We start from the raw sequence: 21,064 nt of genomic DNA, 5'->3' as shown, positions 1-21,064 counted from the left end.
CCACCCGTTAGACGGGTGGTTATGATTTTCTTAAACTTTTTACGAATAGGTCTATGAGGAGGTCCTTATGGTAACAGAATTTGCTAAGGAAATGATCAAAAATGCTGATAGTTGTGGGGCTCAAGACATCTACGTCATTCCACGTCAGGATAATTACGAGCTCTATATGCGAGTTGGCCAGGAGAGGAGATTAATTGATGTATATCGGCCTGATTTCATGGCTAGTCTTATTGGTCACTTTAAATTTGTGGCGGGAATGATGGTGGGTGAGAAGCGTAGGAGTCAACTAGGTTCCTGTGACTATGATTGTGGTGATGGTCAAAGGGTTTCTCTGCGTTTGTCTACCGTTGGGGATTATCGTGGCTTAGAAAGTTTAGTTATTCGTGTTCTACATTCTGAACGTCGAGAATTAGTGTACTGGAATCAAGGAATCCAGCCTATTATGGATGCTTTGGATTATCGTGGCTTATATCTCTTTGCAGGTCCCGTTGGTTCTGGAAAGACTACGCTTATGCATGAGTTGGTTCAGGAGCGATTTAAGGGGCAGCAGGTGATTTCGATTGAGGATCCTGTGGAAATTAAACAGGATAATGTTTTGCAACTACAGGTGAATCAAGCAATTGACATGACCTATGATAATTTGATTAAGCTATCACTGCGTCACCGCCCGGATGTTTTGATTATTGGAGAAATTCGAGATAAGGAGACTGCTCGAGCGGTTATTAGAGCTAGTCTAACGGGAGTGACTGTTCTTTCAACTATTCACGCAAAGAGTGTGTCAGGTGTTTATGAGCGTCTTCTGGACCTTGGTGTAGATAAGTCCGAGTTGGATAATGCCCTTCAAGGGATTGCCTACATGCGTCTGATTAAGGGAGGAGGTGTGATTGATTTTGCCAGTGAAAATTTCCAAAGCCATTCGTCAACCAGCTGGAACCAGCAGTTGGAAGGCTTGGTTGAACAAGGATATCTCACTGAAGGGGATATCCAAGGGGAAAAAATTAAAGATTAATCAGCAACTCAAGGTTATCCAGCTTTTCAAACAACTTTTAAAGGCAGGGTTTACCTTGACTGAAATCGTAGCCTTTTTGGAGCGAAGTCACCTGTTGAAAGAATCGTCCTTGTCTCTTATGAAAGCGAGTTTAATGCGAGGCGATAGGTTGGACCAGATGTTTGCGGCAGTGGGCTTTTCGGACAATATTGTTACTCAGATTGCCCTTGCTGATAAGCACGGTAATCTTCTAGGGAGTTTAACCAAGATTGAAACCTACATGCTTCGAATGACTAAGGTTCGTAAGAAACTCATGGAGGTAGCGACCTACCCTATTCTACTTCTGGGTTTCCTAGTTCTGATTATGTTGGGGCTCAAAAATTATCTTCTGCCTCAACTGTTAGAGGGGGATGGTAAGGAGAATTGGGCTGTACAGTTGGTTCAAATTTTTCCCCAGCTCTTTTTTGTGACTTTGTGCGGACTGCTTGTATTAAGCTTAATTCTCTATCTATGGGTGAAACGCCAGCCAGCACTTGTCTTTTATCGACGAATGGCAAAAATCCCTTTCATAGGCCAAACTGTCAGGCTATATACGACCGCCTATTATGCTAGGGAATGGGGAAATCTCTTAGGGCAAGGTATTGACTTACTAGACTTAGTTGCTCTAATGAAAGAGCAAAAATCAAAGCTCTTTCGTGAGCTGGGGGCTGATTTAGAAGAAGCCTTGATGCTAGGACAGAGTTTTCCTGACCGTATTGCCAGTCACCCTTTCTTCACTAAGGAACTATCCTTAATTATTGCTTATGGAGAGGCTAATGCTAGGTTGGGCTATGAGTTAGAAGTCTATGCTGAAGAGGTTTGGCAGGCTTTCTTTAACCGTCTTAATAAGGCAACAACCTTTGTGCAACCCCTCATTTTTGTTATTGTTGCTGTCGTGATTGTAATGATCTATGCAGCCATGCTATTACCAATGTATCAAAATATGGAAGGAATGATGTCATGAAAATGATGTTGAAAAAATTGAATGCCGTTAAATTACGTGCTTTTACGTTGATTGAAATGCTGGTCGTGCTTCTCATTATCAGTATTCTCCTTTTGCTCTTTGTACCTAACTTGAGCAAGCAGAAGGATTCTGTTAAAGAGACTGGAAATGCGGCTGTGGTCAAGGTCGTGGATTCTCAAGCAGAACTTTATGAAATGAAGAATAATAAGACAGCTAGCTTAGCTGCTCTTGTTTCAGAAGGTCAAATCACGCAAAAACAGGCAGATTCATACAATGATTATTATGCGAAACATGGTGGCGAAAGCCGCTCAGTGGCCAATTAGAGCCTTTACCTTGTTGGAGAGTCTGGTGACTCTAGCAGTGGTTGCCTTTCTCACTCTAAGTTTGTCAGGCTCAGTCACTGGTATTTTTCAACAGGTTGAAACGAACCTTTTTTATCTGCGCTTTGAGTACCTATACCGAGATAGTCAGCGCTTGGCAGCGGCGGAAGGGTCCAATGTGGAATTGCAGTTGTCCAAGGATAAAATCAGTAACGGAAAATCCAGTCTGGTGATTCCTAAAAATATTCATCTGGATAAGGGGCAGACGCTAGTGTTTGATGCCAAAGGAGGCAACTCTAGCCTCACAAAGATTCGTTTTTCAAGTGATAAGGAGGTGGTGACCTATCAGCTTAACATGGGCAGCGGTAAATATAAAAAGACGGTCTCTTAGAGGCTATATTCTTATCGAAAGCTTGGTAGCAATGGCTGTCTTAGTACTCGTCAGTGGTCTTATCTTGGATCAGATCAATACCAATCGTAGGCTAATGGCTAGGAATCTCCACCAACAGGAGGTTTTGAGTGTGGCAACCATGGCAGTTCAGACCAAACAGGATCAGTTGACCTTAAATGGCATCACAGTGACAGTAAAACGTAGCAAGCAAGGTATCGCGGTTTACGAATCAGGAAAGGAGATTATTCATGTCTCTCAATAGTAAGGTTCGCGCCTTTACCCTCTTGGAATGTCTAGTGGCCTTGTTGGTGATTGCTGGTTCAGTTCAAGTTTATCAAGGTCTGACCACAGTATTGGTGAGCAATGTTAAGCAGGTCAAGCAACAAGAAAGCCAAGACTGGCTTCTATTTGTTCAACAAATGGAGGCAGAATTAGAAGGTTGTCAGTTGGTAAAGGTAGAGGGGAACAAACTCTATGTCAAGCAGGATAATCAAGACTTAGCTTTTGGACTATCAAGTGCTACTGATTTTCGAAAAACAAATGCTGACGGTCGAGGCTACCAACCAATGCTTTTTAATGTAAAAGCTAGTACAATTAGCCAAAATAAACAGATAGTCACCATCCAAGTGACGCTTAAAAATGGGCTACAAAGGAGTTTTGTTTATGCTTTTGAAAAAACAGGTTAGGGGAGGCGTTCTTCTCTACTCTCTTTTTATGGCTGGCATTTTCACACTTCTTCTGCATGTTTATCTGGAGCGGGTGGTTGCTAGCTCTAGACAGAACCAAGCGCAAATGATCTCCAGTCAAAGTCGACTCATGGCAGAGATGACCATGGACTTGGTAGACAAGGAAGCAGGTGCTTTTAGTTTTTCTCAGGGAACTACGACTTACGAGGTTAAGGACAAACAAGTGATTGTTAGAGTTGCCAGTAAAGGTCAAATCAAGACCTATCGTTATGTGAAGAAGCAGGAGCAGAAATAGAAATTCTCTTTCCTTTTTGATATGATAGAAGGACGGAGGAAATCATGAATTTTGAAGCAATTGAGACAGCCTTTGAGCTGTTGTTAGAAAATGTCCAAACCATTGAAAATGATCTTGGAACCCATGCTTACGATGCCCTTATTGAGCAAAATTCCTATTATTTGGGGGCTGAGGTAGCTAATGAAGTCATCATCAAAAACAACGAGAAATTACGTGCCCTTAATCTAAGCAAAGAGGAGTGGCGTCGTGCTTTTCAGTTCTTGTTTATCAAGCTAGGGCAATTGGAAGCCTTACAAGCCAATCACCAATTTACACCTGATGCTATTGGATTTATCATTCTTTACCTACTTGAAGGTTTGACCAAGGACGACCAATTAGATGTTTTGGAGATTGGTTCGGGGACAGGAAACTTGGCTGAAACTCTTCTAAATAATAGTCAGAAAAACCTTAATTATATGGGAATGGAAGTTGACGATCTCCTTATCGATTTGTCAGCTAGTATTGCTGATGTGGTGAATTCGAGTGCAGTTTACATCCAAGAAGATGCTGTTCGACCACATATTCTCAAAGAGAGTGATGTTATTATCAGTGACCTACCTGTTGGTTACTACCCTAATGATGAGATTGCGAGTCGTTTCAAGGTTGCAGCAACTGGTGAACACACCTATGCCCATCACCTTCTCATGGAGCAATCACTCAAGTACTTGAAGAAAGATGGTATTGCTATTCTTTTGGCACCAACTAATCTTTTGACAAGCCCACAAAGTGATTTGCTTAAGAAATGGCTATCAGGCTATGCTGATATTATTGCCGTTATCACTCTTCCAGAAGCAGCTTTTGGCAATAAACATAATATGAAGTCTATCTTTGTGCTTAAAAAACAAACTGAAAATGCTCCTGAGACCTTCGTTTATCCACTTAGTGATTTGCAAAACCCAGAGGTCCTCAAAGATTTTACAGAGAATTTCCAAAAATGGAAATCAGATAATTCCATTTTCTAGCAAAACATGTTAGAATAGGACTATATTATTGAAAGCGTTTTACAAAGAGGTGGCTTATGACAAAAACAATAGCAATTAATGCAGGAAGCTCAAGCTTGAAATGGCAACTATATGAGATGCCAGATGAAGTTGTTCTTGCTAAGGGTTTGATTGAACGTATCGGCTTGAAAGATTCTGTTTCAACAGTAAAATTTGATGACCGTTCAGAATCGCAAACTCTAGATATTGCTGACCATGTTCAGGCAGTAAAAATCTTGCTTGATGATTTGATTCGTTTTGATATTATCAAGAGCTATGATGAAATCACAGGTGTTGGTCACCGTGTGGTTGCTGGTGGAGAATATTTCAAAGAATCAAGCTTGGTGGATGAAGATGCCTTGGCTAAGATTGAAGAATTGTCAGCCTTAGCGCCTTTACACAATCCAGGTGCAGCTTCAGGGATTCGTGCCTTTAAGGAGCTCCTCCCAGATATTACAAGTGTTGCTGTTTTTGATACAGCCTTCCATACATCTATGCCAGAAGTGGCCTACCGTTATCCAGTGCCTAATCGTTACTATACAGACTACCAAGTCCGTAAGTATGGAGCACACGGAACTAGTCACCAATATGTTTCTCAAGAAGCAGCTAAGTTGTTAGGTAAGCCAATTGAAGAAACTAAGATTATCACAGCCCATGTGGGAAATGGTGTTTCAATTACTGCGGTTGATGGTGGTAAATCAGTAGACACATCAATGGGGTTGACACCACTTGGTGGCGTTATGATGGGAACACGTACTGGGGACCTTGACCCTGCGATTATTCCATTTGTTATTGATCGTGAGCCTGAAATGGCAGATGCTGAGCGTATCCGTCACGTCTTTAATAAAGAATCAGGTCTTCTTGGTATTTCTGAAAAATCAAGTGATATGCGTGATATCATTGCTGGTAAGAATGCTGGCGATGAAAAATGTGCCTTGGCTTATGATCTTTATGTGGATCGTTTGCGTAAATACATTGCTCAATACTTCGGTGTGTTGAACGGAGCGGATGCTATCGTCTTTACAGCAGGTATTGGTGAAAACTCTGCGGAAGTTCGTGCTTCAGTTTTGGATGGTCTCACTTGGTTTGGTATTGAAGTGGATCCTGAAAAGAATGTCTTCGGACATGTAGGCGACATTACAACAGCAGAGTCAGCTGTTAAAGTATTTGTTATCCCAACAGATGAAGAGTTGGTGATTGCGCGTGATGTTGAGCGCCTTAAAACTAAATAAGTTATCAAAAATTTGATAAGACCAGAAAAGTTGGCCGAGTGATTGGCCAGCTTTTTTGAATGTTCTGCAAGCATCATTCGTCGATGTCTATATATGTGTAATTCAATAAGTAAAGAAAACTTTACAAAAAATGTAAAAGAGACTTTACAAAATACGTAAAGTAGACTATACTATAAATGTAAAGTTAACTTAACAAAGAAAAGTAAGGAGTTTAACTATTTGAAAATAAACGATAAGGTTGAGGTACCACATGGAAACAAAAATTCAGGAACTTCGCAAGGCTAATAAGATTAGTCAGGCAGAGTTAGCAGATGAAATGGGGGTCACGAGACAGACCATCATTTCACTCGAAAAAGGTCGCTATAATGCGTCGCTGGAACTGGCTTTTAAAATTGCTAGATATTTTGGAAAGACTATTGAAGAAGTCTTTATTTTTGAGGAAGATTAAGGAGAAAAGATATGTTTAAACAAGTCATGAAGAAAATTGGTGTTATTGTTTTAGCGCTCACTCTACTAATCTTAGATTTAACACTATTAGGTGCTTTCCCGCTACTTACTCAGGATGGTAAGTTTTCACTTGTCGAGCAAATAGGATACGGTATTTGGGCATTAGGGAGTTTGGCTATTTTTATCGTGATTGCTTATAGATTTAAACTCTTATCGCTTAAAGAGATTAATTGGAGACGTCTCGTTGCGATTGCTTCTCTTAATCTCGTCATCTTTTTCCTAGGTGATCTTCTAGGGTATTTTATTGGTCAGTTAACACACAATGCGACTATGGAAAATCAAGATGCTTTAAATGATATCTTTGCCCACGTACCATTCTATCTTCACCTAGTAGTCGCCGGTTTTATTATTCCGATTATGGAAGAAATCATTTTTAGGGGACTCTTAGCCAAGGTGCTCTTTGGAAAATACTTTAAGACGGGTCTTGTTATTTCCAGTCTTCTCTTTATGGCTGGTCACTCAGCATTTACGCTTCAGACAATTGTCATCTATGGTATTATGTCAGCTGGTCTTGCGATAACATATTATAAGACTAAGCGTATCGAGTACAGTATGGGTGTTCATATCTTAAACAATAGCATAAGTGTACTACTCAGTCTTTTCGTTTAAGGTGAATAAGTGTTTAAAGTTGTCAGTGAAAAAAGTTATATTGCTCTTATAAAGGATAATAAAGGGAGTGTTAAGATATGTTAATAAAAATGTTATTAGGAAAAAGAAAAACAGAAGCCGAGTTTAAGAAATACATTACACGAGTAGCATGTTCTCTTTTTTGCTTGGGTGTTTTGGGCTTGTTTGTTGTTCGCTCTAACAGTCTTAGTGATTATGCTCTAGGCTTAGTATTGGGATTTACCATTGGGGTTTATGTCTTGTCAATCTATTATTTTGCTACACTTACCCATCCCAAACGTCTTCATCGGATGTATATTGCTGCCTACGATGAGCGAAATAAACAGATTTTAATGGCAACAGCAGTCGCAACTCTGATTTTAGAGTTTTTGCTTATCTTTGCTTTGATTGTCCTATATGCCTTTGTCAATATTCAGTTGCCATATGTTACAGTCTTATCAGTCTTGCTCTATGGCTTAGTATTGGGATTTGCTCTTATTCGTCTCATCCTATCTAAAATAGGATAAGAGCCTATATTATCTTGAAAAATTCACCTCTCGTTCTCTTATTGTCTTGTCAAATAAGTTATATTGTATTATAATAAAGGTACAAATAAATAATGAAAAGAGGTGGATTCTCATGGACAAAAGGTCAATTCTCAAACGCTTTCTTTATTTTTTACTAGCTTTCCTAATTTTCTATATTGAACAAATTCCAACTATCTATTTAGGTGTCAAAGATACAAGGCTGGTCTGTCTCTTAGTTGTTGTCTCACTTCTCATAAGCATAGGAGCTCTTTTCTTAGGAATTCGTCTTGGGCTTTTCGAAGGCTTTAAGTCCCTTTCTTCCTTGAAGGCCTGGGGAAAGATTGGCTTGACCTACCTAGGTATTTATATCATTACTAGGATTGGTACTATAGTCATGATGATGGAAGGTGTTAGTAATAGCACCAATCAGGCAGCCATAGAAAATGCCCATATGAATCCCTTCCTTCTCATAACGTTTACAGTAATTATGGCACCAATTGTGGAAGAGCTGGTTTTTCGCGGGCTCCTCATGGGATGCGTCTTTAATCCAGATTCTATTGTTGGCTTGATTGTTAGTAGTTTACTTTTTGGCCTTGTTCATATGCCGAATAGTATCGGTGTTTGGATTGTATATGCAGGTATGGGGCTTGCCCTTGGGATAGCATATCGTAAGTTTCAAAAGTTAGAGTACTGTATCATGGCCCATATCATTAACAATAGTATTGCGGTTTCAATGTTGTTACTCTTACAATTTTTAGCGCCATATATCAAATAAAGCTCGGAATCTTCCGAGCTTTTTTCTTATAGTTTTTTGGCTTTAGCAATAGTTGTATCAATACTTGAAACCACACTATGGGTGAGGCCTGTACGCTCAAGGTCCATGAGACCGGCGATAGTAGTCCCACCAGGGCTACATACCTTGTCAATAAGATCATGTGGACTGTCGCTACCAAGACTGAGATTTTCAGCGGTAGCTAGAACAGTCTGTGTGGCAATGGTCAGAGCAACCTGCTTACTTAGGCCATTTTTGACACCAGCCTTGGCTAGAGCCTCGATAAAGAGGGCGATGTAGGCAGGGCTAGAACCTGCTAAGGCAGTGAAGGTATCAAAGTCCTTCTCAGCCAATTCAACAGTGGTTCCAAAACTGTCTGTGATTTCCTTGGCAACTGCCAAAAGGTCCTCGGATACCTTATCATTAGTGCAAAGACCAGTAGTGCTTTTGAGAATCTGAGCATTAAGGTTCGGCATGATACGAATAAGAGGAAGGTCTGGACTGGTGAGGGAAGCAAGGCGTTCCAAGGTCACTCCAGCAGCCATACTTATGATAGGTTGATGGAAATTGAGATCGGCTAGTACCTTATCAAACATGTGAGGTTTGATACCAAGGATGACCAGGTCAGCATTATCCAACAATTCCTGATGGGAAGCAGCCGCTTCAACCTCTAGTTCCTCTGCAATCTGGCGTGAACGAGCCAAGGAAGACCCTGAAATAATGATACGATGTGAGCTTGTATTTAGGCCGTTGATAATGGCTGTTGCCATTTTTCCGACACCGATAAAACCTATAATCATGGGTTACTCCTTGTCTTAGTAGTTTTTAATTAAATCTACTGTTGAACGATCCAACTTCTTAACAATAGCTTGTAAGAAAGCCTGTGCTTCTAGGAAGTCATCCATCGCATAAAGGGTTTGGTGCGAGTGAATGTAGCGGGCACAAACACCGATAGTTGTTGATGGAACACCAGCATTCTGCAAGTGAGCGGCACCAGCATCTGTTCCGCCCGCAGCACAGTAGTATTGGTATTTGATACCAGCTTCTTCAGCTGTAGTCAAAAGGAAATCTTTCATATTTGGCAACATGATGTGACCTGGGTCAAAGAAACGAATAAGTGTACCATCACCTACCTTACCTTGATTACCATAGGTATCACCTGCAGGAGAACAGTCCACTGCAAAGAAAACTTCAGGATTAAATTTAGTGGTAGAGACATGGGCACCACGTAAACCAACTTCTTCTTGAACATTGGCACCAGCAATTAGAGTATTATTGAGTTCTTGATCCTTAACGTTTTCCAAGAGTTCACGAATCATGAGAACACCATAACGGTTATCCCAAGCTTTAGAAATGACATTCTTTTGATTGGCTGAGAGAATCGTTTCTGATTCAGGAATGATGACGTCACCTGGGAAAACACCGTAGGCATTTGCTTCTTCTTGGTTAGCAAAACCAGCATCAAAGACGATATCAGAAACACTAGGAAGACTTGAAGCTCCGCCACTAGCACGTAAGAAATGAGGTGGCACTGAACCTGAGATGACAGGATAGATACGACCGTCACGAGTGTGTAGGGTGAAGCGTTGTGAGCTGACAACCAGTGGGTTCCAACCACCAAGTTCGACGACACGGAAAGTCCCGTCTGCTTTGATTTCCTTAATCATAAACCCAACTTCATCCATGTGGGCAGCCACAAGCACCTTAGGGGCATTTTCTACTTGGCTATGCTTGATACCGAAAATACCACCGAGACCATCTGTTTGGACCTCGTCTACAAGTGGAGTGATGTTGTTGCGAAGGTAGTCGCGTACAGGAGCTTCAAAGCCTGAAGTAGCACTGAGCTCGGTTACTTCTTTAATTTTGTCAAATAGGGTAGTCATAAAATCCTCCTTGAGTAGTACTTGCTACTATTTTAGCACGATTCTCAAGAGATAGGTAGCCTCTCCCCATTCGTCTAAAATTATGGTAAAATGTTTCTTATGAAACGTAAAACATTGGCCTTGTTTGCTGGAGGCGTAGGAGCTTTAGGTCTCTTGGCAATGGCAGAGAAGTATAGACAGTCACGTGCAGAAATGAAGAAGGCTGCATTAATCCAAGATATTAGACAAGAATTATCTCACTTGGGGACTATCGCAGTCCTTTATACAAATCCCACTGATAAGGAAAATCCAGGGCTTACAGGAGGTATCGTCTTAGAGGATGGGTGTGCCTATAGCTTTGTTTATGCAGAGGATATCTTGACCTATGAGGAGGAGCAGGCATGATTATTCCTAAGAATCTTGAAGAATTGGCTAGCTATGTTGAAAGTGATCAAAAGGTGGTTTTCTTTTTCACTGCTGATTGGTGTCCAGACTGCCAGTTTATCTATCCCGTTATGCCTGAAATTGAAGCCCTCCATCCAGATATGACCTTTGTGCGTGTCAACCGTGATGATTATATGGCTTTGGCGCAAACTTGGAATATTTTTGGTATCCCAAGTTTTGTCGTGACTCAGAAAGGTCAGGAATTGGGACGCTTGGTCAATAAAGCTCGTAAAACCAAAGAAGAAATCAATGCCTTTTTGGCAACAGTATAAGGAGAACCCATGATTTTTGCATACAATAAGGAACAAGTTGGCGACGTTTTGTTGGTTATCTTGGAAGATACTAAGGACATCAAACGTAGCGTAGAACGTAAAGGTAAAGTGGCGCGTGTCACAGCTGATGAAACAGGCAAGACTCTTGCTTGGAATATTTTTGAAGCGTCAAGCCTCATTGATATCGAAGGTAACGGTCAAGTTTTTTTGTCAGACCAAGATGTAGCTGTCTTGAACGAGGAATTGGCTAAAGAGGGCTTTGAAGAGCGTTTGGAAAACACACAAGGTCCAGTCTTTGTGGTTGGACAAATTGATGAAATGGTTGCACATCCAGACAGTGACCACCTTAACATCTGCCAAGTGAACATCGGTGATAAGAAGGTCCAAATCGTTGCAGGAGCACCAAACGCAGCGCTTGGGCTTAAAACTATCGTAGCACTTCCTGGTGCTATGATGCCTAGCGGTGCCCTTATCTTCCCAGGAAAACTTCGTGGTGAAGATAGTTATGGTATGATGTGTGCCCCACGTGAGTTGGCACTTCCAAATGCCCCACAAAAACGTGGTATTATTGAACTTGATGATTCAGCAGTAGTCGGTGAGACTTTTGATCCAGCCAAACACTGGAAAGGGTAAATAGTAAAAGAAGCGGTAAGTAAGCCGCTTTTTTGTTTGTCATAAAGAAAGTTTATAGCTAATCATAAAAAAGAAAGATTATGCAAGTTATAATATTTTTCTTAAAATGTAATCAATATTTACTTTAGGAGGTACTTATGCTTACAACTATTCTTTCTGGTGGGCTCATTGGTCTGATATTTGGATTCATTTTGCAACGAACTCGTTTCTGCTTGACTGGTGGTTTCCGAGATATGTATATTGCACGTAATAATACATTATTTTACGCTTTTCTTATTGCAATCACAGTAGAAAGTATAGGAGTACTTTCCCTGATTCAATTAGGTATTATTGGAAACCCTTATGAAGAATTTTCCGTGTTAGGAGCAATTGTGGGTTCCTATCTATTTGGTATTGGAATTGTTCTCGCTGGGGGGTGTGCCACAGGAACGTGGTATCGTGCTGGTGAAGGTCTCCTAGGTAGTTGGGTTGCACTATTCTTTTATATGACAAGTGCAGCGGCTATGAAATCAGGATTTCTTGTTCCTTTGAATCAATTAATAGCTAAGCGATGGGTAATTAATGATGATTTAGCTGGTCAATTAGGAATTCCGGTTTGGTATCTTCTTGTTTTCTTAGTAGCTATAACAAGTTTCATTGTCATTCGAGAGTTACGTAAGCCCAGACGTCAGATTGCTACGCTTCCATCAAAATATAAGGGAGTGAGACACTATCTTTTTGAGAAAACTTACCATAAATATTTTGCAGGATTTCTGATAGGTCTTGTTGCTTTAATTGCTTGGCCTGCTAGTCAGTTGACGGGTCGTGTTGGAGGGTTAGGGATTACAACTCCCTCAGCACATCTAATTAGTTATATTATTACAGGTGATAGTAAACAGCTTGGTTGGGGTGTTTTTCTTGTATTGGGGATTTTTCTTGGTTCCTTTCTTGCTGCAAAGGGTTCTCGAGAGTTTCGTTGGCGCTTGCCAGACTTGTCAACCATCGGTAAGAGCACACTAGGGGGTATTTTTATGGGAATCGGTGCTTCATGGGCTGGTGGCTGTACGATTGGTAATGGTTTAACAGCTACAGCAATTTTTTCTAGTAAGGGATGGATTGCTTTACCAGTGACTATTTTAGGTGTTTGGACAGCTTCCTATATTATCTTTGTAAAACCCAACAAAAATTAAGAGGAGAATATCATATGGCTTTGATAAAACTTGAAACGGGTGGATTGGTATGTCCATTCCCATTGATTGATGCGAAGAAAAAAATGGCTGAATTAGCTACTGGTGATGAGTTGTTGATAGCTTTCGATTGTACGCAAGCAACGGAAAGTATACCAAACTGGGCTGCAGATAATGATTATCCTGTGACGCGCTTTGAACAAGTCGGTCCTGCTTCATGGGAAATTGTGGTTTAAAAACGTTGAGCTAGCTAAACGAGTAGAGAAAATTTAACATTCAACTGCTGTCATGAAAATATCTGAGAGAGCAGTATTACTAGAAAAGTAATAGTCTCCTATTTTACTAGGAATATTAGGACAATTTGCTTATGTAGATTGGAGTATTAGTAAGGATACTCTCAAAGGAACCTGTAAAGCTATTTAAAATAATCTATTTTTTACTTCCGCTTACGAATAGATAGGTGGAGGTAAAAAAATGTATAACAAAGTTATTTTAATTGGACGTTTGACGGCGACTCCTGAAATGGTAAAAACTGCTAGCGATAGGTCTTTTACACGTGTCACAGTTGCGGTTAATCGTCGCTATAAGACGCAAAATGGTGAGCGTGAGGCTGACTTTATTACAGTGGTTGTCTGGGGGCGTTTGGCTGAGACCTTAGTATCTTATGCTAGCAAGGGGAGTTTAATTTCTCTTGATGGGGAGCTTCGTACCCGTAAGTACGATAAGGATGGTCAAACCCATTACGTTACTGAAGTGCTTTGTTCCTCTTTCCAACTTCTGGAGAGTCGTGCTCAGCGTGCTGTTAGGGAAAATAATCCTGATAATGACTTGGCTGACCTCGTCTTGGAAGAAGAACTTCCCTTCTAGTTTATCCTTTGACTAGCTATCTAGGTCTCCTATCTTTGAAGCAACCTCTCTAAAAAATCATTATCTTGTTCCATACCTTGTTTTAAAGAATTGTTGGAGATAAAATATTAAACACTTGTTAGACTAATAAATAGTAAAATTAGATAAGACTTAGGATGATAGGTGTTTAATAGTGTAGATAGACTAGAAAAAATAGTTTAACAAGCCCTAAAATGCTGATATATCAACGTTTTGAGTGTTAAGCTAAATATTCAAAATAATGCATACAATTAACAGTTGTTTCTAATCTATATCATTGTTTTATTACCGATTTTTAAATTAAATGATAGAGGTTTCATGATAAACTATAGATGGGTAAGGAAAAAGCTATAAAAGTTACTTTTATAGTAGGCATTATTTGTTTGGAAGGAAAGTGTGAAATATCACAACTATAACGCTATCCTTGCAATTGTTTGAGACAGTTGCATTTTTGTTTATCGTTGTGAGGCCATAGGCCTATATAATGATTTCACAGACAATTGACTATGACACTCCGACTGACATATGAATTAGGATGTTAAGCGGTCGTTGACTTTTCGTCTAGCCTTGGGGGAACACATTGGTGTGATTCCTAAGACTCACCAGACTAATGTGTTTGAAGCTAGGATGATTCGTCTTAGCTTTTTTTGTGTCCTTTAAAATGGAGGTCTTCGGTATTTCTTTTCTTATGCTATAATAGAAGGACTAAGTGAGATATTGTCTCGCAAATCTTGGAACGGGAGTGACACTAATGCTTGACTTTACCCAAGAAGAGAAAGACTTTTTTATGTCTGAAGCTCTTAAGGAGGCCGAAAAATCTCTAGATAAAGCAGAGATTCCAATTGGCTGTGTCATCGTTAAAGATGGCGAAGTCATAGGTCGTGGGCACAATGCACGTGAGGAGCTCAATCAAGCTATCATGCATGCGGAGGTCATGGCTATTCAAGAGGCTAATAGGACTGTAGGCAATTGGCGTTTGTTAGATTGTACCCTCTTTGTAACCATCGAACCCTGTGTCATGTGTAGTGGGGCAATTGGCTTGGCTCGTATTCCTAAAGTGATCTATGGAGCAAGCAATCAAAAGTTTGGTGGTGCGGGTAGCCTTTACGATATCCTAAGAGATGAGCGTCTCAACCATCGTGTAGAAGTAGAGACTGGTGTCATGGAGGAAGAGTGTGCTAAGATTATGCAAGACTTTTTCCGTCAGAGTCGTGAACGCAAAAAAGAAGCCAAACGATTGGCTAAATTGGAAACAAGGCAAGATATGTAAACAAAAGTGCAAGTCCAAAGGGCCTTGCACTTTTTAATGGAAGATGAGTTTTTGTTTTCCTGAAAGCAATTTAGGTCACTCTTTCTATGCTTTATTTTTTTCTTTCTCTCTTGTTAAAAGAAAAATAGGCATAAAGAGAATCAGAGTACCAAAAGCGGACTTCAAATTAGTATCAATAATTGGTGTTCCTAATCGTACATGAAAGATAAGGTTGATTAGGAGTATCAAAAGTAGGCTACCGATAATTCCAGCTAAAGCTATTTTTACGAGTAAATAGTTATTCGTTTTAGGTGATTGATTAGCAGTAGTATCATTTGTTTGATTTTTTGTATGTTTCATGAGTTATCATCCTCAAAATCTTTGAGATGTCAGGCGAGTTCTGTTAGTTAGTGGGTGAGGTTATAGAAAGACTTACCTGCAGCATAGCTAAGGTCATAAGTCAGTTTTGCAGCAGCAATGCCAACAGAAATAGCGGCCCAAGGAACCACTCCACCTGATACAGCTTCAAGTTCTTGAGTAGTCATGTTTTTACGATTGTTAATGGTCTTAGTCATTGTTCATATATCCTTTCTTTTATCGTGCAGAGTCCATATAGCCATTGTAGGCTCCAAGGCATACCATAGTTCCAATAGGTCCTGAAGCTAGGCAGAGCCCTCCAATGGCAAGGTTGGTCTTCCATCCGCCTCCTGTTACTGAGGCTAGCTCAGCTGCCTTCATTTCTTTATTAATCATTGTCATTCTCCTTTTTTTATTTTAGGTGAGTTTTTAAATCTCATACCCTCTCACCACGAGTTAAGAGATATGTTAAACATGACTTCTCCTTTAAATAAAGTCAGCCATGTCACTAGCTTTTGGTGCTTTCCTCAAGCTATGGATTTATTATAAGGTGTCGAGAAATAAAAAAGTAGTGACATAAATGTCACCATGGTAAGTCTTATGCTTTATCGAAGTTTAGACTGATAGAAAGAAATAATAGGAATTAATAGGGGTAGGTCTAGCTAGTCTTATCATAAGTTCTCTACTTGCAATCACTTCAATTTATGGTATAATATTTTTCGGAGCAACATCTGTGCGTGAAGCGGGTCAGGGGAGGAATCCAGCAGCCCTAAGCGATTTCAGGTGTGTGCTCTTTTTTTGTGTTAAGGAGGATTTATGGCCAAATTTAGTGTTTTTAAAGATCAAGAGAGTCTTTTTGCTTGTCCTATCTGTCAAGCGCCAATGCATTTGGATTTGTCTAGCTTGGTTTGTCAGAATAGGCATACCTTTAATATCGCCAAGCAGGGCTTTGTTAATTTTTTGAGACAGACCAAGGGAGATAAGCACTATGATATGGCTTCTTTTGAAAAGAGGAGTCAGATTCTTGCGGCAGGCTATTACGATCCTATTCTAGAGGTGATTTCAGAGCGCTTGCGTGACCTTCCTGGACACTCGCACGTTCTAGATGTTGCCTGTGGTGAGGGCTATTATAGCCGTCAGTTAGCTCAAGAGTTTGACAAGGATTTCATGGCCTTTGACTTGTCTAAGGATTCAATCCTTCTTGCGGCACGTCAAAATCCTCAGAAAAACGTAGCTTGGTTTGTTGGCGATTTGGCTCAATTGCCCTTACGTGAACACAGTATCGATGTGATTTTAGATATTTTTTCACCAGCTAATTATCAAGAATTTGGACGACTTTTGTCTGATCATGGCTTGATTTTTAAAGTTATTCCTCATGAGGATCATCTTAAAGAGTTTCGCCAATTGTTACCGGAGGCGCAGGCTTATTCGAACCAGGATGTTCTGGAACATTTTCAAGAGTCCTGTGACCTTTTGGAGCGTGTGACGATTGCTAAGACTTGGTCTATGCCATCAGAGCATGTTCAAACATTTGCCGAGATGACACCTCTTTTTTTCCATGCCAATAAGGATACTTTGGACTTGACTTCAGTGACGCAATTAACCGTTGCGGGAGAACTGCTGATTGGCCGTATTAGAGATGATAAGCAATCCTAACAATCGTTGGGATTTTTTGATGGGAAAATGTCTCAGTTAGCTTGTTTGGTCTTCCTAAAAGGTGTATGATGAGAGCAATAAGTAAGAAAGTTTCAGTAATGGGTAAAAAGCGATGAAAAATAGAGCCTATAGGAACTACATTTTTGATTTTTATGGTACCTTGGTTGATATCTTAACCGATGAGAAGGATCCTGTGTTATGGGATAAACTAGGCCAGCTATATCAAGCTTATGGAGCGGCTTATGAAGGTGATGTTCTTAAAAAGGCTTATGCTAAGCGCGTGGATCAGGCCCGTAAGGAGTTAATAGAGCTCAAAGGAGTTGCTTATCCAGAAATTGATTTAGCCCACATTTTTAACCAGCTTTATGTAGATGCTCGGCCTCAGTCTAGTAATTCTAATCAGCCGGAAGATTGGGGACAATTGATAGCAATGGTCTTTCGCGTCTTATCTCGCAAACATGTGACGGCTTATCCCCATACCAAGGAGGTGCTAGCCTTTCTAAAAGAGCAGGGCTGTCGGATTTATCTCTTGTCTAATGCTCAAGCAGCCTTTACTAACGCTGAGATTGACCTAATGGCGTTAAGACCTTATTTTGATGCTATTTACTTGTCTTCGGATGCCGGTATCTGTAAGCCGCAACCTGAATTTTTAAAGCAAGTTTTGGATGATCATGGGTTAAACCCGTCTGAGACTGTCATGGTTGGAAATGACTTAACGACTGATATTGCTGTGGCTGAAGCAGTTGGGATCGATGGTATTTTGCTGAATACCTTCCCTTATTCTCCTCGAGAGTTGGAGAATTCCCCAATCAAGCCAGACCGAGTGATTACTGATATAGAAGCTCTAAAGACCAATTTTACATAAAAATACACTGTATTTGGCAAAAGCAAAGACAATTATCAGAATTTTTGGTATAATAATTCCTAACTTTATGTGAATGGAGAATCTCATGACTGCACAAAAAATGTCTGCACAAGAAATTATCGCTTTTATCGGTAATGCTGAAAAGAAAACGAATGTTAAAGTAACTTTTGAAGGGGAATTGGCAACTGCTGTTCCAGCTTCTGTCACTAAACTTGGTAACGTTCTTTTCGGAGACTGGAAAGATATTGAACCACTTCTTGCTAACTTGACTGAAAACAAGGACTATGTTGTGGAACAAGATGGCCGTAACTCAGCTGTTCCATTGCTTGATAAACGTCACCTTAATGCACGTATCGAACCAGGCGCTATCATCCGTGACCAAGTAACTATCGAAGACAATGCTGTCGTTATGATGGGTGCTGTAATCAATATCGGTGCTGAAATTGGTGCTGGTACTATGATTGATATGGGTGCTATCCTTGGTGGTCGTGCTACTGTTGGTAAAAACAGCCACATCGGTGCGGGTGCAGTCCTTGCTGGAGTGATTGAACCAGCTTCAGCAGACCCAGTTCGTATCGGTGACAACGTTCTTGTTGGTGCCAATGCTGTTGTTATTGAAGGTGTTCAAGTTGGTAACGGTTCAGTCGTTGCTGCTGGAGCTATCGTTACTCAAGATGTTCCTGAAAATGTGGTTGTGGCTGGTGTTCCAGCTCGTATCATCAAGGAAATTGATGAGAAAACACAACAAAAAACAGCACTCGAAGATGCTTTGCGTAACTTGTAACATATTGATAGTAGAGGCCTGTAAGGCCTCTATTTCTAGATTCTCTATAAAATAAGACAAATAAAAAGGATAAAAACATGACACTTGATTTAATTAAAATCAGACGAGACCTTCACAAAATTCCTGAAATTGGTTTGGAAGAATTTAAAACTCAGGCTTATCTCTTAGAGCGTATTGCTGAAATGACTGAAGGTAAGGATTTTGTGGAGAAACGTACTTGGCGTACAGGGATTCTTGTCTATCTTCACGGGCATGCTCCTGAAAAGACTATTGGTTGGCGTACAGATATTGATGGTCTTCCAATCGTAGAGGAAACAGGTCTTGACTTCAAGTCTACTCATGAAGGTCGTATGCATGCTTGTGGACACGATATGCACATGACCACAGCGCTTGGTCTCTTGGATCAGATGCTTCAAGTACAGCCTAAAAATAACATGCTCTTCCTCTTCCAGCCGGCTGAAGAAAATGAAGCTGGTGGTATGCTTATGTATGAGGATGGTGCCTTTGGAGATTGGTTGCCAGATGAGTTCTATGGCCTTCACGTCCGTCCAGATTTCAAGGTAGGTGATATTGCGACTAACACAAGCACCCTTTTTGCTGGGACTTGTGAAGTCCTCGTTACTTTCAAGGGGAAAGGTGGACATGCAGCCTTTCCACATGAGGCCAATGATGCCCTTGTAGCAGCTTCTTACTTTATTACTCAGGTGCAAACGATTGTTAGTCGTAATGTTGACCCTATCCAGGGTGGGGTAGTTACCTTTGGTTCGTTCCATGCAGGAACTACTAATAATGTTATCGCTGAAACTGCAGAGGTTTATGGAACTATTCGTACCCTTACTCAGGAAATGAGTCTCCTTATCCAGAAGCGCGTGCGTCAGATTGCAGAAGGCGTGGCAGCTAGCTTTGGTATGGAAGTGGATATCATGTTGAAACAAGGTGGTTATCTTCCTGTGGAAAACAATCCAGCCTTGGCCAAAGAGTTGATGACTTTCTTTGATGCTAGCCCAGAGGTCAACCTGATCGATTGTCCACCAGCTATGACTGGAGAGGACTTTGGTTATTTGCTTAGTAAGGTTCCAGGTGTCATGTTCTGGTTGGGAATCGACACGCCATATGCACTTCACCATCCTAAGATGAGTCCAAATGAAGATGCCCTCGCTTTTGCAGTGGCTGAAATTGGAAAATTCCTTAAACACAAGGCAGAAGCCTAACCATAGTTGATACAGCTAAAAAATCTACCAAGTCTGACTTTTGGTAGCTTTTTTGATATGATAAACCTATGAAAAATGAACTTAGAAAAACAGTCTTGGCTCAGTTAACTTTACAAGATCCTGAGACTAAGGCTAAGATAGATAAATATCTTTTGGAGCAATTGATTGCCTTACCTGCTTATAAAGATGCCCAGGTGATTGCGACTTATTTGTCTTTTCCTCATGAATATGACACCAGTCTTTTAATCAATCAGGCTTTAAAGGATGGTAAACGACTGTTGATTCCTAAAACATATAAACAAGGTCGAATGATTTTTGTGGATTATGATCCAGATAATCTTGTTGCAACCTCTTTTGGCCTGATGGAACCTGCGTCTGATTTGGCTGTGGAAAAATCAGAGATTGATTTGATTCATGTGCCAGGAGTAGTTTTTAATGATGAAGGCTATCGCATTGGTTACGGAGCAGGTTACTATGACCGCTATTTGTCTGATTTTGAAGGGGAGACCGTTAGTACGGTTTATTCTTGCCAGAAACATGATTTTCAACCAGACAACTATGATATACCTGTTAAGGAGGTCGTTACATGCAAGTAAATGAGTGGAAGAAATATCCAGCAACCTATCTATTGTTGGGGCTTACGACGCTGACTTTCATCTGTCAATATCTTTTAAACGGCTTTCAAGCGACCTCGCCTTTGAGCCTCTTTAAGATGGGGGCTATGTACGGTGCTTTTGTTCGGTACAGCCCACTGAACCTCTGGCGTCTTGTAACACCAATTTTTGTGCATATAGGTGTTGAGCATTTTCTATTTAATATGCTTGCTCTTTACTTTATGGGGAAAATGGCTGAGCAGATTTTTGGGACTCTACGTTTTCTAGGGCTTTATTTGTTAGCTGGTGTTATGGGAAATGCCTTGACCTTACTTTTTACGCCTAATGTTATTGCGGCTGGTGCTTCGACATCCTTGTTTGGACTTTTTGCGGCTGTTGTGATTCTTGGCTATTATAGTCATAGTCCTTTACTTAATCAGTTAGGTCGCAATTACTTGGCTTTGATTGTTATTAACTTAATTTTCAACCTTTTTACACCTAGTGTTGGGATTACAGGCCATCTCGGTGGTTTAGTTGGTGGTGCTCTTGCAGCTATCTTTTTGGCCAACAAGGTCGAAAGTCGCTTATTTAGTAAAGGTTGGCGTTCTACAGCTCTTTTGACCTACATTTTACTATTGCTGATTCTTCTAGGATTCACTTATTTTTAAGTCATATGAAAAATCCATCGAATGTCATGTTCGATGGATTTTATATTTTTGTGACTTTAAGTCCGTTTCGCTC

General features: G+C 40.5%; 31 protein-coding genes and 1 other RNA gene. 27 read left to right on the top strand and 5 right to left on the bottom strand.

Annotation, left to right across the window (positions count from 1 at the left end):
• Window positions 1–67: 67 nt before the first annotated feature.
• The 13 genes from comGA (at window position 68) to HMPREF2571_RS01315 (ending at window position 8,349) form a co-directional block, all read left to right on the top strand.
• Entirely contained in the window at window positions 68–1,009 is a 942-nt protein-coding gene (gene comGA, locus HMPREF2571_RS01375; RefSeq protein ID WP_070579224.1) for a competence type IV pilus ATPase ComGA, read from the top strand.
• Complete coding sequence (comGB, locus tag HMPREF2571_RS01370; protein ID WP_141751051.1) at window positions 891–1,991, top strand: competence type IV pilus assembly protein ComGB; 1,101 nt, start codon at window positions 891–893, stop codon at window positions 1,989–1,991. Before comGA ends, comGB begins: the two co-directional genes overlap by 119 nt.
• 8 nt (window positions 1,992–1,999) lie before the next feature.
• Entirely contained in the window at window positions 2,000–2,314 is a 315-nt protein-coding gene (gene comGC, locus HMPREF2571_RS01365) for a competence type IV pilus major pilin ComGC (RefSeq protein WP_037611125.1), read from the top strand.
• Window positions 2,274–2,702 (top strand): competence type IV pilus minor pilin ComGD, encoded by a 429-nt coding sequence (gene comGD, locus HMPREF2571_RS01360; protein WP_014632541.1) that lies wholly within the window; start codon window positions 2,274–2,276, stop codon window positions 2,700–2,702. Before comGC ends, comGD begins: the two co-directional genes overlap by 41 nt.
• A gap of 31 nt (window positions 2,703–2,733) precedes the next feature.
• Complete coding sequence (gene comGE / locus HMPREF2571_RS01355; protein WP_013991265.1) at window positions 2,734–2,964, top strand: competence type IV pilus minor pilin ComGE; 231 nt, start codon at window positions 2,734–2,736, stop codon at window positions 2,962–2,964.
• Window positions 2,951–3,388, top strand: a complete 438-nt coding sequence (gene comGF / locus HMPREF2571_RS01350) for a competence type IV pilus minor pilin ComGF (RefSeq protein ID WP_014632542.1) — start codon at window positions 2,951–2,953, stop codon at window positions 3,386–3,388. Before comGE ends, comGF begins: the two co-directional genes overlap by 14 nt.
• Window positions 3,366–3,683 carry a competence type IV pilus minor pilin ComGG gene (gene comGG, locus HMPREF2571_RS01345; protein ID WP_045001363.1) on the top strand — a complete coding sequence of 106 codons (318 nt, stop codon included), beginning with the start codon at window positions 3,366–3,368 and terminating at the stop codon, window positions 3,681–3,683. The genes comGF and comGG overlap by 23 nt, the downstream gene beginning before the upstream one ends.
• A gap of 44 nt (window positions 3,684–3,727) precedes the next feature.
• The gene (locus HMPREF2571_RS01340; RefSeq protein ID WP_014632544.1) at window positions 3,728–4,684 is read left to right on the top strand and encodes a class I SAM-dependent methyltransferase; all 957 of its coding nucleotides are present in this window, start codon (window positions 3,728–3,730) and stop codon (window positions 4,682–4,684) included.
• Between the two features lie 56 nt (window positions 4,685–4,740).
• Window positions 4,741–5,934, top strand: a complete 1,194-nt coding sequence (locus tag HMPREF2571_RS01335; RefSeq protein WP_002885831.1) for an acetate kinase — start codon at window positions 4,741–4,743, stop codon at window positions 5,932–5,934.
• Window positions 5,935–6,184: 250 nt separating this feature from the next.
• Window positions 6,185–6,382 carry a helix-turn-helix transcriptional regulator gene (locus tag HMPREF2571_RS01330; RefSeq protein ID WP_002885716.1) on the top strand — a complete coding sequence of 66 codons (198 nt, stop codon included), beginning with the start codon at window positions 6,185–6,187 and terminating at the stop codon, window positions 6,380–6,382.
• 11 nt (window positions 6,383–6,393) lie between these two features.
• The gene (locus tag HMPREF2571_RS01325) at window positions 6,394–7,050 is read left to right on the top strand and encodes a CPBP family intramembrane glutamic endopeptidase (protein WP_014632546.1); all 657 of its coding nucleotides are present in this window, start codon (window positions 6,394–6,396) and stop codon (window positions 7,048–7,050) included.
• A gap of 77 nt (window positions 7,051–7,127) precedes the next feature.
• Entirely contained in the window at window positions 7,128–7,574 is a 447-nt protein-coding gene (locus tag HMPREF2571_RS01320) for a hypothetical protein (RefSeq protein WP_045001368.1), read from the top strand.
• A gap of 112 nt (window positions 7,575–7,686) precedes the next feature.
• Window positions 7,687–8,349 carry a CPBP family intramembrane glutamic endopeptidase gene (locus tag HMPREF2571_RS01315; protein ID WP_014632548.1) on the top strand — a complete coding sequence of 221 codons (663 nt, stop codon included), beginning with the start codon at window positions 7,687–7,689 and terminating at the stop codon, window positions 8,347–8,349.
• A gap of 26 nt (window positions 8,350–8,375) precedes the next feature.
• Here the strand turns inward: HMPREF2571_RS01315 and proC are convergent, their stop codons facing one another.
• Both proC and pepA read right to left on the bottom strand, forming a co-directional pair.
• Window positions 8,376–9,146: a pyrroline-5-carboxylate reductase gene (gene proC, locus HMPREF2571_RS01310; RefSeq protein WP_014632549.1), complete on the bottom strand. Its 771-nt coding sequence runs from the start codon at window positions 9,144–9,146 to the stop codon at window positions 8,376–8,378.
• 15 nt (window positions 9,147–9,161) lie between these two features.
• The gene (gene pepA, locus HMPREF2571_RS01305) at window positions 9,162–10,229 is read right to left on the bottom strand and encodes a glutamyl aminopeptidase (protein WP_070847039.1); all 1,068 of its coding nucleotides are present in this window, start codon (window positions 10,227–10,229) and stop codon (window positions 9,162–9,164) included.
• Between the two features lie 99 nt (window positions 10,230–10,328).
• Between pepA and HMPREF2571_RS01300 the strand changes: the two genes are divergently transcribed.
• The 7 genes from HMPREF2571_RS01300 (at window position 10,329) to tadA (ending at window position 14,878) form a co-directional block, all read left to right on the top strand.
• Window positions 10,329–10,613 (top strand): DUF4651 domain-containing protein, encoded by a 285-nt coding sequence (locus tag HMPREF2571_RS01300; protein ID WP_045771799.1) that lies wholly within the window; start codon window positions 10,329–10,331, stop codon window positions 10,611–10,613.
• Window positions 10,610–10,924 (top strand): thioredoxin family protein, encoded by a 315-nt coding sequence (locus tag HMPREF2571_RS01295; protein ID WP_045771798.1) that lies wholly within the window; start codon window positions 10,610–10,612, stop codon window positions 10,922–10,924. The genes HMPREF2571_RS01300 and HMPREF2571_RS01295 overlap by 4 nt, the downstream gene beginning before the upstream one ends.
• A 9-nt stretch (window positions 10,925–10,933) precedes the next feature.
• Window positions 10,934–11,557 carry a YtpR family tRNA-binding protein gene (gene ytpR, locus HMPREF2571_RS01290; protein WP_049529270.1) on the top strand — a complete coding sequence of 208 codons (624 nt, stop codon included), beginning with the start codon at window positions 10,934–10,936 and terminating at the stop codon, window positions 11,555–11,557.
• Window positions 11,558–11,694: 137 nt separating this feature from the next.
• Complete coding sequence (locus tag HMPREF2571_RS01285; protein WP_021144677.1) at window positions 11,695–12,726, top strand: YeeE/YedE family protein; 1,032 nt, start codon at window positions 11,695–11,697, stop codon at window positions 12,724–12,726.
• 14 nt (window positions 12,727–12,740) lie between these two features.
• Window positions 12,741–12,959 (top strand): sulfurtransferase TusA family protein, encoded by a 219-nt coding sequence (locus HMPREF2571_RS01280; protein ID WP_045771796.1) that lies wholly within the window; start codon window positions 12,741–12,743, stop codon window positions 12,957–12,959.
• Between the two features lie 238 nt (window positions 12,960–13,197).
• Window positions 13,198–13,590 carry a single-stranded DNA-binding protein gene (locus HMPREF2571_RS01275; RefSeq protein ID WP_037601494.1) on the top strand — a complete coding sequence of 131 codons (393 nt, stop codon included), beginning with the start codon at window positions 13,198–13,200 and terminating at the stop codon, window positions 13,588–13,590.
• Window positions 13,591–14,359: 769 nt separating this feature from the next.
• Window positions 14,360–14,878, top strand: a complete 519-nt coding sequence (tadA, locus tag HMPREF2571_RS01270) for a tRNA adenosine(34) deaminase TadA (protein WP_014635105.1) — start codon at window positions 14,360–14,362, stop codon at window positions 14,876–14,878.
• 84 nt (window positions 14,879–14,962) lie between these two features.
• Here the strand turns inward: tadA and HMPREF2571_RS01265 are convergent, their stop codons facing one another.
• From HMPREF2571_RS01265 to HMPREF2571_RS01255, 3 genes are read right to left on the bottom strand one after another with little or no spacing between them, the layout of a single operon-like run.
• Complete coding sequence (locus HMPREF2571_RS01265) at window positions 14,963–15,217, bottom strand: hypothetical protein (protein ID WP_070847037.1); 255 nt, start codon at window positions 15,215–15,217, stop codon at window positions 14,963–14,965.
• A 47-nt stretch (window positions 15,218–15,264) separates the two neighbouring features.
• Entirely contained in the window at window positions 15,265–15,432 is a 168-nt protein-coding gene (locus HMPREF2571_RS01260; RefSeq protein ID WP_002885883.1) for a class IIb bacteriocin, lactobin A/cerein 7B family, read from the bottom strand.
• A 19-nt stretch (window positions 15,433–15,451) separates the two neighbouring features.
• Window positions 15,452–15,610, bottom strand: a complete 159-nt coding sequence (locus HMPREF2571_RS01255) for a class IIb bacteriocin, lactobin A/cerein 7B family (protein WP_045771794.1) — start codon at window positions 15,608–15,610, stop codon at window positions 15,452–15,454.
• 320 nt (window positions 15,611–15,930) lie between these two features.
• Here HMPREF2571_RS01255 and ffs point away from each other — a divergent pair.
• From ffs to HMPREF2571_RS01220, 7 genes are all read left to right on the top strand, one after another.
• An RNA gene (gene ffs / locus HMPREF2571_RS01250) (signal recognition particle sRNA small type) lies at window positions 15,931–16,016 on the top strand.
• 14 nt (window positions 16,017–16,030) lie between these two features.
• Window positions 16,031–16,870 (top strand): methyltransferase domain-containing protein, encoded by an 840-nt coding sequence (locus tag HMPREF2571_RS01245; RefSeq protein ID WP_045771793.1) that lies wholly within the window; start codon window positions 16,031–16,033, stop codon window positions 16,868–16,870.
• Window positions 16,871–16,982: 112 nt separating this feature from the next.
• Entirely contained in the window at window positions 16,983–17,735 is a 753-nt protein-coding gene (locus HMPREF2571_RS01240; protein WP_045771792.1) for an HAD family hydrolase, read from the top strand.
• 85 nt (window positions 17,736–17,820) lie between these two features.
• Entirely contained in the window at window positions 17,821–18,519 is a 699-nt protein-coding gene (gene dapD / locus HMPREF2571_RS01235; protein WP_002886999.1) for a 2,3,4,5-tetrahydropyridine-2,6-dicarboxylate N-acetyltransferase, read from the top strand.
• Window positions 18,520–18,596: 77 nt separating this feature from the next.
• Window positions 18,597–19,730, top strand: a complete 1,134-nt coding sequence (locus HMPREF2571_RS01230; protein WP_045769392.1) for an N-acetyldiaminopimelate deacetylase — start codon at window positions 18,597–18,599, stop codon at window positions 19,728–19,730.
• A gap of 68 nt (window positions 19,731–19,798) precedes the next feature.
• On the top strand, window positions 19,799–20,326 hold the full coding sequence (locus tag HMPREF2571_RS01225; protein WP_045769393.1) for a 5-formyltetrahydrofolate cyclo-ligase: 528 nt from the start codon (window positions 19,799–19,801) through the stop codon (window positions 20,324–20,326).
• Window positions 20,317–20,991 carry a rhomboid family intramembrane serine protease gene (locus tag HMPREF2571_RS01220; protein ID WP_013991242.1) on the top strand — a complete coding sequence of 225 codons (675 nt, stop codon included), beginning with the start codon at window positions 20,317–20,319 and terminating at the stop codon, window positions 20,989–20,991. The genes HMPREF2571_RS01225 and HMPREF2571_RS01220 overlap by 10 nt, the downstream gene beginning before the upstream one ends.
• Window positions 20,992–21,064 lie beyond the last annotated feature (73 nt).

The sequence above is a fragment of the Streptococcus sp. HMSC068F04 genome (genome assembly GCF_001837455.1).
Lineage (GTDB): Bacteria > Bacillota > Bacilli > Lactobacillales > Streptococcaceae > Streptococcus > Streptococcus salivarius_D.
Note: the sequence above shows the minus strand (reverse complement) of the source record. Positions and strands in the feature narration are given on the sequence as shown.